A 13,631-nucleotide genomic window follows, 5' to 3' on the forward strand; every position below is an offset into this window, starting at 1 on the left:
CTTGCCGCAATGTAGGGCTCGAAGTCGCCGCCACGTCCGGTGTCGACGAGACCCCGGACACGCACGTGGACCTCAGCAACTGGGAAACCGACGGGCCGCCCGCCTGGGCGCGCAAGCCGCTGGCCTGGACGGCGTGCCTGATCGACGCCCTGCCGCTGACGATCGCGGTGCTGGCGTTCTTCCAATGGCAGGTCGGACCGGCCTCCGTGATCCTCGGCGCCGGCCTCTATCTCGTGATCGTCGCCCTGCTGGCCGTCGCGCTGCGTCCCTGGAAGGCCGTAGCGCCGGATCGGCGCTAGAAGATCGCCGTCGGCGCCGCCGAGGCCACGTCGCTGCGCGAGCCGACGAAGGCCAGTAGCGCGCCGACCTTGGGCAGTTCACACTCGAAGAAGAACCGGCAGGCCCGCAGCTTGCCCTCGACCAGGTCGTGGTCGTCCAGACCCGAAGCGACCGTCGCCTGATCCAGCCAGAGCCAGGCCACCACGACATGGCCGAACGCCTGGAGGAAGGCCGTGGCGTTGTCGAGCGGACGCTCGCCGCCCCGCAGGACCTCGATCGTTTCGGTCACCGCGCGCCAGGCGCTGGCCAGGGCTTCGGCGTGGGTCTCCAAACCCGGAACCGCCCTCGCCGCCTCCACGCTCCTACCGATCGACTGCTCCAGCACCGGCAGGCCGGCCCCGTCCGCCAGGATCTTGCGGCCGACCAGGTCCATGCCCTGGATGCCGGTCGTGCCCTCGTGGATCGGGTTCAGGCGGTTGTCGCGCCACAGCTGCTCGACGTCGAAGTCGCGGGTGTAGCCGTAGCCGCCGTGGATCTGGATGGCGATGTCGTTGGCGGCCAGGCCGTATTCCGACGGCCAGGTCTTCGCGACGGGGGTCAGCAGGCCCAGCAGGACGGCGGCCTCGGCGCTGTCGTCCTGGATGTCGACCAGCCTGGCGCAATAGAGGCACAGGGCCAGGGCGCCTTCGACATAGGCCTTCTGTTGCAGCAGCATCCGGCGCACGTCGGGGTGCTCGATGATCGCCACCGGCGGACCGCCGCGCTGGCCGGCCGGACGGCCTTGCAGCCGCTCGCGGGCATAGGCCACCGACAGGCGATAGCCGCGATAGCCCATGGCCGCCGCGCCCATGCCGACGCCGATCCGGGCCTCGTTCATCATCAGGAACATCTGGCGCAGGCCCTGCCCCGGCGCGCCGACGATCCAGCCGGTCGCCCCGCTCGCCTCGCCGAAGTTCAGCAGGCAGTTGGCCGTGCCGCGATAGCCCATCTTGTGATTGAGGCCCGCCACGCTGACGTCGTTGCGCGAGCCGTCCGGCAGGACCTTCGGCACGATGAACAGCGAGATGCCGGCCGTGCCCTCGGGCAGGGTCCCGTCGGCGTTCGGCACCTTGGCCAGCACCAGGTGGACGATGTTGTCGCTGACGTCCTGGTCGCCGCCCGAGATCCACATCTTGTTGCCGGCCAGGCGGTAGCGGGCGCCGAACCTGTCCTCGCCATCGGGCGTGGCCTTGGTGCGCACGTCGGCCAGGCTGGAGCCGGCCTGCGGCTCGGACAGGCACATGGTCCCGAACCAGCGGCCCTCGATCTGTGGCTTGGCGAAGGTCTCGACCTGCGTCGCCGAGCCGAAGGTGGCGATCAGCCGGGCGTTGGCCACGGTCAGCATCGGATAGGCGGCCGTGGCGGTGTTGGCGGCGGCGAAGAAGGCGAACGAGGCCGCGCAGACCAGGTAAGGCAGGCCGAGGCCACCCTGCTCCTCGGTGAAGCCGGCCGAGAACAGCCCCAGCTCCGCATATTGGGCCAGGGCGTCGTGGATCGGCGGACAGACGCGGACCTGGCCGTCCTCCAGCCGCGGCTCCTCGACGTCGCTGCGCTTGTAGTGGGTCAGGAACTGGTCGGTCGCCAGCTGCTCCGACAGGTCGAGGATGGCGTCGACGGTCTCGCGGTCGACCAGGTCCCCGGCCTTCAGCCAGGCATGCAGCAGGAAGTCGACGTCGCGGCGGTCCAGCAGGGTGGTCATCAGATGATCGTCGCGCCGCCGTCGATCACCAGGATCTGGCCGGTCATGTGGCCGCCGGCGTCCGAGGCCAGCAGCAGGGCCGGCCCCATCAGGTCGGTGTCGCCGCCCAGCTTGCCCAGCGGCGTGTCGCGCAGCATCCGCTCGCTGTGCTCGCCGATGGTGGCGGCGGTCATCTTCGACGGAAAGTAGCCCGGTGCCACGGCGTTGACGCGGATGTTCTTCGGCCCCCACTCGGCGGCCAGGGCCCGGGTCATGTTGACCACCGCGCCCTTGGCGGTGTTGTAGGCGATCGTGCCCAGCTGGTCGGGATGGTGACCCATCAGCCCCTCGATCGAGGCGACATTGACCACCGCGCCTTTGCCCTGTTTCAGGAACGCCTCGCGCGCCACCGCCTGGGTCAGCAGGAACAGGCCCGTGACATTGAGGTCTATGACCTTGTTCCAGCCCTCGATCGGATAGTCCTCGGCCGGCGCGCCCCAGACTGTGCCAGCGTTGTTGACCAGGATGTCGATGCGGCCGAACCGGGCCAGCACCCGCTCGGTCAGGGCCGTTGCGGCGTCGGCCGCGCCGAGATCGGCGGCGAAGCCCTCGGCCTGGATTCCCTTGGCGGACAGCTCGGCGACGGCGGCGTCCAGTTCCCCCTGCTTGCGAGCCACCAGGGCCAGGGTCGCGCCATATTCGCCCAGCGCGCTGGCGATCTGCAGGCCGAGGCCACGCGAGCCGCCGGTGACGATCGCCACCCGCCCGGTCAGGTCGAAGAGGCCGTTCAGGGTCTTGCTCATTTGCCGCCTTCCGGTTGGCAGATCGCCTTGAAGCCCGCGGCCATGAAGGTGGCCATGTGCTGGCGGATCGACTCGAAGTCGTTGGACGAGCACAGGCCGTGGGACAGGTCATCCAGGCGGCCGGTGCGGGCCATGTTGTGCGTCATGGCGCCCGAGACGAAGTGGTAGCCCCAGAAGATCGTCGCCTCGTCGCAGTCGGGCATCGCCTTCTTCAAGAGGTCGATCAGGGCCAGGACGACGGGGTTGAAGTACTTGCCCATCTTCTCCGCGCCCCAGCCGGCGGCGCTGTTGGCCTGGGCGCTGATCTGGCCGAAGGCCAGCCACTGCTCGGTGTCGTGGATCTGGACGTTGAGGTCGGTATCTATCCAGGCATGCAGCGCCCCCTCGACCGTGACCTTGTCGCCCACGGCCTCGGCGTAGCGCCGCATGGCGTCGAGACGGTTCTGCGCCGAGACCGGCGCGCGGCGCGCCCACACGGCCTCGAACAGGCTCTCCTTGCCGTTGAAGTGGTAGTGGATCAGCGTCGAGCTAACGCCGATCCGCGCGGCTACGTCCTTCAAGGTCACGCCGTGATAGCCAAACTCGGCGAACAGCTGCTCGGCGGCGTCCAGGATTCGCTCGATCGACTGCTCGCGGGCGCGCGCCTTGTGCTTGCCCGGACGCGGAGTCTTCGACTCTTGCATGTGATCGGTGTCGCTCATCGAGCCTCTGGTTGCCGGTTCGTGTCCGGGGCGTCAACGCTCACCGCGGGGAAGGCCGAGAAGCCGATGTCCAGCCGCCAGGGTTTGCCCTGGGCGCGGCGCTCGGCGACCAGGCCTTGCGCCCAGCCGAAGGCGGCCGGTTGCAGGTCGCGCTTGGCGGTCGGCCGTTGGTCGATGTCGAGGTAGCCGCGCTCCTGGGCTGAGAAGCGCGGCCACGCCGTCTCGCCGGGCGCCGTCGGAACGCCGGTACGGACGAACGAGACCCAGTAGTTCAGCATCGCGTCCGACAGCGCGGTCTCCTCGGCGCTCGGCGGCGGCTTGGGCCAATTGGGTCCCAACGCCGCGCCCTCGCCCACCTGGCCGAAGACATAGGGGATCTCGCTGGCGTGGAAGGCCACCAGGTCGCGGGCCTTCTGGGCTGGGGTGCTGTGGCGGAAATAGTAGAGGTAGCTCCCCTGCCCGATCGCCGCCTGCTGCTGGACAAGGTACTGCGCGGCGAAGCCGTAGAGCCCGTCGCGGATCGAGGCCATGACGTCGGCCTTCGGGTCCGCGCCCGGATAGACGGCGAGATAAGCGTCTGCCTTGGCCCCGAAGCGCTTCTTCACATCGGCGACATAGGCCTCCGAGGTCGCCGGAGCCTTCGGCATCAGGAACATCAGCGAGCGGATCTCGCCCTCGTTGAAGCCGGCCAGGACCTGGGCCTTGGCCTGCTCGCCGCGCGCGAAGGTGTCGGCCAGCTGGCGCTCCAGCACCACGCCGTCGATCACCGGCTCGGGCTGCCAGCCGGTGGCCACGCCGGCCATGAACAGCTTGACGATGTTGGCCGAGCGCAGCTGGTCGGCGGTCTTGGCGCCGGCCTTGTCGCCCAGGGCGACACCGGCGGCCTCGGCCGAGGGCAGGCCCAGGGTCTCGTCGCGCAGGGCGCGATAGGCCGGCATGTAGCCGCTCTCGACGATGGCCTTGTTGAACAGGCCCTTGGCCTGCGGGCTGGCCAGCAGGGCGATGGCGCTCAAGCCCCCGGCGGACTCGCCGGCGATGGTCACCTGGTCCGGATCGCCGCCGAACGCCGCGATATTGTCGCGCACCCACTTCAGCGCCGCGATCTGGTCGAGCAGGCCGTAGTTACCGGAGATGCGCCCCGGCGACTCCGCGCTCAGCGCCGGGTGGGCGAAGTAGCCCAGCAAGCCCAGGCGATAGTTGATCGAGACCAGCACGATCCCCTGCTTGGCCAGCTTGGTCCCGTCATAAAGCGGCTCCGAGCTGGAGCCGCCCATCAGCGCCCCGCCGTGGATCCAGACCATGACCGGCAGCTTCTTTGCTGAGTTCTGGGCGCCGGTCGGCGCCCAGACGTTCAGGGTCAGGCAGTCCTCGCTCACCGAAGTCATGCCGCCAGCGTACAGGCCCTTCGGGTCCTGCGGCGGCTGGAGGCAGGCATGGCCGAACGCCTTGGCGTCGCGCACGCCCTTCCAGCCCTCCGCCGGGACCGGCGCGCGCCAGCGTAGCGGGCCGACCGGCGGCTGGGCGTACGGCACGCCCTTGTAGGCCGCGACGCCGTCCGCCTGAACGCCTTGCAGGGCGCCCTGGCGGATCGAGACTTGCTGCGCCTGGACCGGCGCCGCCACGAGGGCGACGACGGCCAGGCTCAGAGAGGCCCAAAGACGACTTACAGGGGGACGGGTCACAGATTGTAGCCCAGGCGGACGCCGAACGTGCGCGGCCGCAGGATGGCGAAGCGGCTGTACACGAAGGCTTCCGGATGGATGTAGGTCGTGGCCCCGCTGTTGCCGAGGTTCTCGCCATAGAGGGTCACGGTGGTCCGGCCAAAGCGCGCGCCGGTCTGCAGGTTCACGTAAGTGTAGCTATCGGTGTTGCCGTAGAGCGGGCTGACAACCCCGGCCTTGCCCGGCGTATTGGGGAAGCCGTTGGGGAACGAGCCCACGTGCTGGATCTGGAAGCTGGTGAAGCCCTGAGTCTGGCCCTTCAGCGCGTAGCTGAACGTCCCGTAGAACGAGCCCTGCACGTGCGGCGAGGCCAGGCGAGCATTATCCACCGCGCCCGAGATCGTCGCTTCCTGCGTCGAGAGCTCGGTGACCTTGGCCCGGTTCAGCGAGCCGTTGACGCCCAGCAGCACGCCCTTGACCGGCGTGAAGCTGATCTCAGCCTCGACGCCCTTGGACGCCGCACGGCCGACATTGGTGGCGAACTGGATCGAGTCCGACTGGCGGTTGGCCTGCACCTGGATGTTCTTCCAGTCGATATAGTAGGCCGCCAGGGCCGCGGTCATCCGGCCGTCCAGGAAGCGGCCCTTCAGGCCGATCTCGTAGTTGGTCAGGTTGTCCGAGCCCGCGCCCGCCGGGATGATCAGGTCGCTGGGATTGACCGTGCTGACGCTGCCGGCGCGGCCGTTATAGACGGGCGTACGATAGCCGGTGGAGACCGTGGCGTAGGTCGTCAGGTCCCGCGAGGGCTTGTAGGTCAGGCTGACCTTCCACGACGCCTTTTCGGCCGAGGGGTACTTGGTGGTCGACGTCCCATTCGGCGTGAGGGCCAGCGGCCCGGAGATCCCCAGCAGCGCATAGGTGAAATAGGCCGAGTTGAAGCCGGCATAGGTGTCGACCGTGCCGCCGTACTTGCCGTAGCGGATGCCGCCCGTGGCCGTCAGCTTGTCGTTCAGGTGATAGGTCAGCTCGCCGAAGCCGGCCAGCTCGTAGGTCTTGGTGTCACTGCCGAACTTGGCGAACACGGTGCCCGGCAGGCCGGTGATGCCCCGCGCCGACAGGAAGGCGGCGGTGGAGCGGTCCTCGCCGTTCAGATCGAGCTCGCGGTGCAGGTAGAAGCCGCCCGCCACCCAGTCGAACTTGCCGCCCGGATCGGAGGCGATGCGCGTCTCCTGGACGAAGGTCTTCGTCACCGCGCTGTCGAACAGGTAGAACGGCACCGCCAGGTTGAAGGTGCCGCCCAGGTCGACATTGAACAGGCCGTCGGCGTTCGAATAGGTCGACGAGCTGGTCAGCTTCGCGCCGTCGAACTGGTATTCCAGCGTGCCGTTGAAGATCGAGGTCTTGGTCGTGTACTGGTCCGGCACCGTGCTGTAGCGCTTGCGCTCGCCCAGCGACGGCGAGGAGAGCGACGAGTCCTTGGGATCGCTGTCCTCGTACGAGCCCAGCAGGCGGACGCTGAGTTTGTCGTTCGGTTGCCACAGCAGGATGGCGCGACCGCCCCAGTCCTTCAGCTTGTTGGCGTTCTTGATCCCGGTGCCGACGTTGTCGATGTAGCCGTCTTCGTTGCGGTAGAAGCCGACCACCCGCAGGGCCAGCTCGTCCTTGACCAGCGGCAGGTTGACCATGCCGTTGAAGCGGCGGCGCACGCCCTCGCCGTCCGGTGTGTAGCCCAGGTCGACCAGGGCCGAGCTGTCATAGCCGGTCAGGTCCGGGCTCTTGGTCAGCACCCGCAGGGCGCCCGACAGCGAGCCGGAGCCGAACAGCGTGCCCTGCGGCCCGCGCAGGAACTCCACGCGCTGGACGTCATAGAGGTTGGGATCCAGCGTCACGGTGTTGCCGATCGTGGTGAGCGGCAGTTCGTCGATATAGACGGTGGTGGTGGTCTGCAGGCTCGCGCCCCAGCCGTTGGTCGAGATGCCGCGGACCGTGAAGCGGACATTGTTGCCGCTGGCCTGGTTCAGCACCACGCCGGGCGTCTCGCGGGCGATGCCGTCATAACTGACGATGCCCTTCTTGGTCAGTTCGGCTTGCGAAAAGGCCGTGACGCTGAGTGGCACGTCCTGCAGGCGCTCGCTACGGCGGGTGGCGGTGACGACGACCTCGGTCAGCTCCTCGGCGGCCTGGGTCTTGGACTTGGCCGACTCGGTCTGCGCCAAAGCGGGCGCGGCGATCGTCAGCGCGAGCGCCGACACGGTGTAGGCGATACGTTTCATGGTTCCCTCCCTGTCGCCGGCCGCGCCTTTTTGGCGCTGTTCCGCGAACGGTGGTCACCCTCTCATCACACTGACACGTGAGTCAATATTGACTTACTCGGCAGTCAGTATTCTTCGTCCGACGACGTTCTGGAATTCGCGCCTGCCCATCCCCACTTCATGCAACGAATGGGCCCTCAAGGGCCACGCTATGAAAGGGTTTGAGCCGATGAGCACCGAAACCGCCATCCTCGCCGGAGGCTGCTTCTGGGGCGTGCAGGACCTGCTGCGCCGCTATCCCGGGATCCTGAAGACCCGAGTCGGCTATTCGGGCGGCGACGTCCCCAACGCCACCTACCGCAACCACGGCGACCACGCCGAGGCCATCGAGATCGAGTTCGATCCGGCGGTAATCAGCTATCGCCAGATCCTGGAGTACTTCTTCCAGATCCACGATCCGAGCACGCGCAACCGCCAGGGCAACGACATCGGCCGCAGCTATCGCTCGGCGATCTTCTACGCCTCGGAAGAGCAGCACCGCGTGGCGCTGGACACCATCGCCGATGTCGACGCCTCGGGCCTGTGGCCCGGCAAGGTGGTGACCGAGGTCGAACCGGCCGGCGACTTCTGGGAAGCCGAGCCTGAGCACCAGGACTATCTGGAACGGATTCCAAACGGTTACACCTGCCACTTCATCCGTCCAGGCTGGCGCCTACCGGCGCGCGCGACGGCTTAGTTCGTCAACGGTCGCGGGCGGAGGCTATCCGGCCTTCGCTCGCGCCGCGTCCAGGCGGCCCATGGCGTAGAAGATCAGCCCGGCGGTCACCAGCAGCACCGCGGCCAGGGCCAGCATCGGCGCCAGGTTGCTGCCCGTAGCGTCGCGCACCATCGGCACCAGGTTCTGGGCGATGAACCCACCCAGATTGCCGATGGCGTTGATCGCCGCGATACCGGCCGCTGCTCTCGGCCCGCTGAGGAAGCTGGGCGGCAGGCTCCAGAACACCGGCTGGGCGGCGAAGATGGCCGGCGCCGCGATGCACAGCATGGCGAACTTCAGCACGGGTCCGGGCAGCACCACACTGAGGACCAGACATGCCGCGCCGATCAGGACCGGCCCAGCGATGTGCCAGGCGCTGGCCCCGTGCTTGGCGGCATGGCGCGGCACCCACCACAGCGCGACGGCGACCAGCAGCCAGGGGATGACATTGATCAGGCCGTTGGTCGTGTTGGACACCCCGAACGACTTGACGATGGTCGGCAGCCAGTAGCTCAGCCCGTAGGCGCCCAGCGGCATGCCGATATAGAGCCCTGCCAGCAGCAGCACGCGTGGATCGAAGATCGCCTTCCAGGCGCCGCGATGGTCATCGGGGACCCCGCCCCGCTCGGCGTTCAGCACGCCGGCAAGCCACGTCTTCTGTTCGTCGGGCAGCCAGGTCGCTTCGCCTGGGCCGTTGGGCAGTTTCCACAGCACATAGGGCGTCAGCAGCACGGCCGGCGCGCCGGTGGCCAGGAACACCCACTGCCAACCGGCCAGGCCCATCAGGCCGTCCAGATCCAGCAGCAGCCCGCCCAGAACCGCTCCGACGGCGTTGGCGATCGCGCTGGCGATCATGAACAGACCCACCATCCGCGCCCGGTGCGACTGCGGGTACCAGAGCGTCAGGACGTACAGCACACCGGGGAAGAAGCCCGCCTCGGTGACGCCCAGCAGGAAGCGCAGGACGTAGAACATTGTGGCGTTCTGGGTGAAGCCCAGCGCCAGGGTGACCAGGCCCCAGGTGAACATGATCCGCGCGAACCACACCCGCGCGCCGACCTTGGCCAGGATCAGGTTCGACGGCGCCTCGAACAGGAAGTAGCCGATGAAAAACAGAGACGCGCCAAGGCCATAGGCGGCTTCGCTGAGGCCCAGCGCCTGGACCATGTCCAGCTTGGCGTAGGAGACGTTCTGCCGGTCGATATAGGCGATCAGGTACATCAGGCAGAACAGCGGCATCAGCCGCGCGGTGACCCGCCGGACGGTGGCGACTTCCAGGGCCGGAGACGGGTCAGACATTCAATAGCCTCTCATCAACGCGTCGGGGTGGAGCGGTGGAGTCCCGCTGGACCAGGGCGTGGTCCAGCACGTGGTCGGCGGCCGAGGGCTCGGCCGAGCGCAGGGCGCGCAGCAGCCGGTCCAGCGCCACGGCCGCCATCTGCCGAACGGGCTGGCGGATGGTGGTCAACGGCGGCCACAGGGTGGTGGCGACGGTCGTGTCATCGAACCCGACCACGGTCAGGTCGCCCGGCACGTCCAGGTGGCGGCGGTGGGCGACAGACACGGCCGCGGCGGCCATGTCGTCGTTGCTGGCGAAGATCGCGGTGGGCCGCTGGTCGTTGTCGAGCAGCGCCGCCGCGGCCCGCAGGCCGGAGTCGTAGGTGAACGCGCCCTGGGCCAGGACCAGCTCGGCCCCCGGCTGCGTCGCGATCGCCGCGCGCGCGCCCTCCAGGCGCTCGGCGCTGGCGGTCTGGTTGGGATTGCCGGTGATGAAGCCGATCCGGCGATGGCCGAGGTCCAGCAGATGCCGTGTCATGGCTTGGCTGGCCCGGCGGTCGTCGATCCGGACATTGATCGCGTCGGTGGTCGGTTGCGCGGCGGCGACCACGGCGACGGGCAGACGGGCCGCGCGCAGGGCGTCCAGCACGGCGCCGGATTCGCCCAGCGGCGGCGCCAGGACGACGCCATGGGCGCCGCCGTTCAGCAGCGGCTGCAGGTCCTGAAGCGAAGGCGCCAGGCCGTTCTTGCCCCTCACGAGGATGAGGCGGGCCCCGGCGCTGGTGGCCTCTTCGAACACGCCGACCAGGAAGTCGCTCATGAAGGCGGCGCTGGGATTGGAATAGACGACGCCGATCCGCAGCTCGCCGGCCATGACCAAGTTGCGGGCGGCCAGGTTGGGCTGGAAGTTCAGATCGCGGATGGCGTCCAGCACCGCCTGGCGGGTGTCGTCGCGGACCCTGGCGGCGCCGTCGTTGATGACGCGCGACACGGTCATGCGCGAGACGCCCGCCCGCTGGGCGACGTCGGCCATGGTGGCGTCGCGGACGCGGTCCGGCCGGTTCAACGGATCACCAGGATGGTCATTCGAACGCGATCCTCCCGCGCCCACAGGCCACAGCCCGGAGCGCAAAGAAAGACGCCCGAGCCACGGTGCGGCGCTTGGCCGACCGGACCCGGGCGAGGCCGCCCCAGGGGAAGGAAAGGCGGAGGAAGCAGGACTAGAAGCTGTAGCGCAGGCCCACGTGGTAGAAGCGGCCCAGCAGGTCATAGAGCGCCGGGTTGGCGTCCAGGCCCGTATTGGTCTGCGGCGACGGCGTGGGATCGCGGTTCAGCAGGTTGTCGACCTTGCCGTAGAGCTGCAGGCCGTTGCCGAACTTGTACGAGGCGCTGATGTCGACATAGGTCGCGCCGCTCATGTGGTTGTAGTCGATGGTCGGGTTGCTGCCGGTCGAGACCGGGCAGCTGCCGACCTTGCACTCGATGTAATCGGTGGTCGTGCCGCCGAACCGGCCATCGCTGAACCAACGCTCCTGGACGCTGAAGGCGAACTTGTCGTTGTCCCAGGACTGGATGGCCAGGAACTTCCAATCCGGCGTGGCGCCGGAGTTCTGGCCGGCCGAGTCGACGGCGACCGCGCCGGGGATGCCTGGGTTGGTGACGAACTTGTGCGTGTTCGTCGCCAGGCCGCGCACCGTGAAGCGGCCCGGAACGCTGGGCAGCTCGAAGCGGTAGCTGCTCTCGATGTCGAAGCCGCTGGTCTTGATCGAGGCCAGGTTGAACGTCTGCGAGTTCACGAACGCCGACGGCGGGTTGAGATTGAAGGCGCCGCAGAACTGGGTGAGGCCCGCATAGCAGAAGTTGACGATCTGCTGGGCGCCCAGGCTGGAGATGCCGCCGTTGAGGACGATGTTGTACCAGTCGACCGAAACGCTGAAGCCCGGCAGCCATTGCGGGTTCGACAGAACCGCGCCGATGGTCACGTTCTTGGCGATTTCCGGCTTCAGGTTCGGGTTGCCGACCACGTTCTGCAGGACCGTCAGCGAACCGCCGGCCGGCTGGCCGGCTGGGGGCGCGCCATTCGAAGGGACGGTGAAGTTCGGCAGCGTGGTCGTCACCGGCGCGGCGAACAGTTCCGACAGGTTCGGCGCGCGGACGTCACGCGAGGTGACGGCCCGCAGGCGGACGCCGTCGATCGGCGTGTCCCAGGTGGCCCCGACCTTCCAAGTGTAGACGGTGCCCGAGGTGCTGTAGTCGGTCCAGCGGCCGGCCATGTTGAGGTTGGCCCGACCCGCGGCTTCCGAATTGACCAGCGGGATGTTCACTTCGGCATAGGCTTCCTTCACCGAGTACTCGCCGGCGCCGGAGTGGTAGTTGCCCGCGAACCAGTTGGCGCCCGACGCGGTCAGGACCGGATCGGCCGGGTAGTCGGCGGTGTTGGGCGAGTCGGTGTTGCCATCGCCATAGGGGTCGCCTTGGACGTGGTACTGCTCCTTGCGCCACTCGCCGCCGAACGCCAGGGACACCGGCCCGGCCCAGAGCGAGAAGGGCTCGCCGCTGAAGTTGATGCTGGCGACGTCCTGCTTCTGCACCGAGTGCTGGTACGGGCCGTTCTTGGGCGTGATGTAGGCCAGGGCCGCATCGCTGGGCGGCTTGCCGCCGAAGATGTTGATCGGCACGCAGCCGTTGGCGCGGGCGACCGGGTCGGCGCAGACGATCTGCCCGTTCACCGTGGTCGCCTGGACGGCCGCGCGGTAGCGCGGCGTCAGCAGGATGTCGTTGACGTGGATGTTCGTCGTGTTCTGGCCGTGGGTGAAGTAGGCGTCGTAGTGCCAGTCCTTGCCCAGGGCGTTGAACTTGCCGTTCGCGCCGATCACGCCGCGATACTGGGTCCGCGTCGGGTGGACCGAGATGTTGCGCGGCAGCAGGGCGTTGCTGGTGCCGAAGGTGAAGGTCGTGATGTTGTTGGCGGCGCAGGCCGCCACGATCGACGCCGGCAGGTAGGGGTTCGAGCACGACATCGTCAGGCCGGTGGTGGCCGCGCCCGGGTTGGGCTGGTTGCTGCTCTTCACCTGGGCGGCGTTGAAGGTGGCGTAGATTTCGTTGTTGGCGTCCAGGTCGTAGCCGATGCGGCCGTAGGTGCCCATCCGTTTGATCCGGGACTGCAGCGAGGTGCCGACGCCGACATTGCCCGACAGATCGCCGCCGACGCAGAAGCCGCCGTTCGTGTAGCAGCCGCTGACCGCGCCGTTGGCCGCCTTGGACGGCACACCGCCGCCGCCATACTGGAACTGGAACGGGTTGCCGTTGATGTCGAAGGCCGTGCCCTGCAGCGGACCCGCGCTGATCAGGCCGTACTTGGTGTACTGGTAGGCTTGGGCGTGCTCGCGATAGAGGTACTGGGGCGAGCCGTCATTGGTGACGCCGCGGTTGACCAGGGTGGCGGTCGTGTACCAGTCGCGGCTGCCCGGCGCGTCCTCGCCGAAGCCGCCCGCCGGGACGCCCTCTTCCCAGTCGTATTCGCCGCTGACCTGCACGTGCAGGCGGTCGTTCAGGAAGTTCTTGCCGGCCGCGACCTGGGCCAGCCACTGGTGGTTGTCGCCATAGGTCGTGACGCCGGTCAGGACGTTGGCCTTGAAGCCCTCGAACTTCTTGTTGGTGACGAAGTTGACCACGCCGCCGACCGCGTCCGAGCCGTAGGAGGCCGAGGCGCCGCCGGTGACCACGTCGACCCGTTGGACCAGCAGCTGCGGGAACAGGCTGATGTCGGGGACGCCGGTGACGTTGGCCGGCACGACCCGCTGGCCGTCCAGCAGGGTCAGGGTGCGAATGGTGCCAAGGCCCCGCAGCGAGAACGAGCTCAGGCCCTGCTGGCCGCTCGAGGTGCTGAACGTGCCCGTGGTCGCGCCGCTGGAACCTTGCAGCGAGGGCAGCTGGGTGATGGCGGTGAAGATGTTCGGCTGGGCGGCGCGTTCCAGTTCCGCCTGGCCCAGCACCTGGGTCGGGGTCGGGGCGGTGAAGCCCTCGGACCGGATCCGCGTACCCGTGACGACGATTTCCGACAGCGCTGTTTCGCTGGACGGCTCAGCGGCCGGGGCCGTCTGCGCCTGGGCCGCTCCGGCTGTCATGACGATCGCGACCGCGCTGGTCGCGAGCAAGGCGCTCATCATAGGGGACCGTCCCC

At 68.3% G+C, this 13,631-nt stretch carries 10 protein-coding genes; 2 read left to right on the top strand and 8 right to left on the bottom strand.

Features of this window, described 5'->3' with window-relative positions; genetic code table 11:
• The first annotated feature begins 65 nt into the window (after positions 1–65).
• A complete protein-coding gene (locus tag AC07NI_RS08720; protein ID WP_494617811.1) occupies positions 66–299 on the top strand; it encodes a hypothetical protein in 234 nt (77 codons plus the stop codon).
• Here the strand turns inward: AC07NI_RS08720 and AC07NI_RS08725 are convergent.
• The 5 genes from AC07NI_RS08725 to AC07NI_RS08745 are packed head-to-tail and all read right to left on the bottom strand — an operon-like array spanning position 296 to position 7,434.
• Positions 296–2,017 (bottom strand): acyl-CoA dehydrogenase family protein, encoded by a 1,722-nt coding sequence (locus AC07NI_RS08725; RefSeq protein ID WP_494617812.1) that lies wholly within the window; start codon positions 2,015–2,017, stop codon positions 296–298. The genes AC07NI_RS08720 and AC07NI_RS08725 overlap by 4 nt on opposite strands.
• Positions 2,017–2,799: an SDR family oxidoreductase gene (locus AC07NI_RS08730; protein WP_494617813.1), complete on the bottom strand. Its 783-nt coding sequence runs from the start codon at positions 2,797–2,799 to the stop codon at positions 2,017–2,019. Before AC07NI_RS08730 ends, AC07NI_RS08725 begins: the two co-directional genes overlap by 1 nt.
• Positions 2,796–3,500, bottom strand: a complete 705-nt coding sequence (locus AC07NI_RS08735) for a TetR/AcrR family transcriptional regulator (RefSeq protein WP_494617814.1) — start codon at positions 3,498–3,500, stop codon at positions 2,796–2,798. Before AC07NI_RS08735 ends, AC07NI_RS08730 begins: the two co-directional genes overlap by 4 nt.
• Positions 3,497–5,182 (bottom strand): carboxylesterase/lipase family protein, encoded by a 1,686-nt coding sequence (locus tag AC07NI_RS08740; RefSeq protein WP_494617815.1) that lies wholly within the window; start codon positions 5,180–5,182, stop codon positions 3,497–3,499. Before AC07NI_RS08740 ends, AC07NI_RS08735 begins: the two co-directional genes overlap by 4 nt.
• Positions 5,179–7,434 carry a TonB-dependent receptor gene (locus AC07NI_RS08745; RefSeq protein WP_494617816.1) on the bottom strand — a complete coding sequence of 752 codons (2,256 nt, stop codon included), beginning with the start codon at positions 7,432–7,434 and terminating at the stop codon, positions 5,179–5,181. The genes AC07NI_RS08740 and AC07NI_RS08745 overlap by 4 nt, the downstream gene beginning before the upstream one ends.
• A gap of 208 nt (positions 7,435–7,642) precedes the next feature.
• Between AC07NI_RS08745 and msrA the strand changes: the two genes are divergently transcribed.
• A complete protein-coding gene (msrA, locus tag AC07NI_RS08750) occupies positions 7,643–8,149 on the top strand; it encodes a peptide-methionine (S)-S-oxide reductase MsrA (protein ID WP_494617817.1) in 507 nt (168 codons plus the stop codon).
• Positions 8,150–8,173: 24 nt separating this feature from the next.
• On the opposite strand, the gene AC07NI_RS08755 is transcribed toward msrA, so the two are convergent.
• From AC07NI_RS08755 to AC07NI_RS08765, 3 genes are all read right to left on the bottom strand, one after another.
• A complete protein-coding gene (locus tag AC07NI_RS08755) occupies positions 8,174–9,469 on the bottom strand; it encodes an MFS transporter (protein WP_494617818.1) in 1,296 nt (431 codons plus the stop codon).
• Positions 9,462–10,514, bottom strand: coding sequence for a LacI family DNA-binding transcriptional regulator (locus AC07NI_RS08760; RefSeq protein WP_494617819.1), 1,053 nt, complete (start codon positions 10,512–10,514; stop codon positions 9,462–9,464). The genes AC07NI_RS08755 and AC07NI_RS08760 overlap by 8 nt, the downstream gene beginning before the upstream one ends.
• A 154-nt stretch (positions 10,515–10,668) precedes the next feature.
• Positions 10,669–13,614 carry a TonB-dependent receptor plug domain-containing protein gene (locus AC07NI_RS08765; RefSeq protein ID WP_494617820.1) on the bottom strand — a complete coding sequence of 982 codons (2,946 nt, stop codon included), beginning with the start codon at positions 13,612–13,614 and terminating at the stop codon, positions 10,669–10,671.
• Positions 13,615–13,631 lie beyond the last annotated feature (17 nt).

The organism is Caulobacter sp. GW821-FHT10E02, assembly GCF_059415225.1.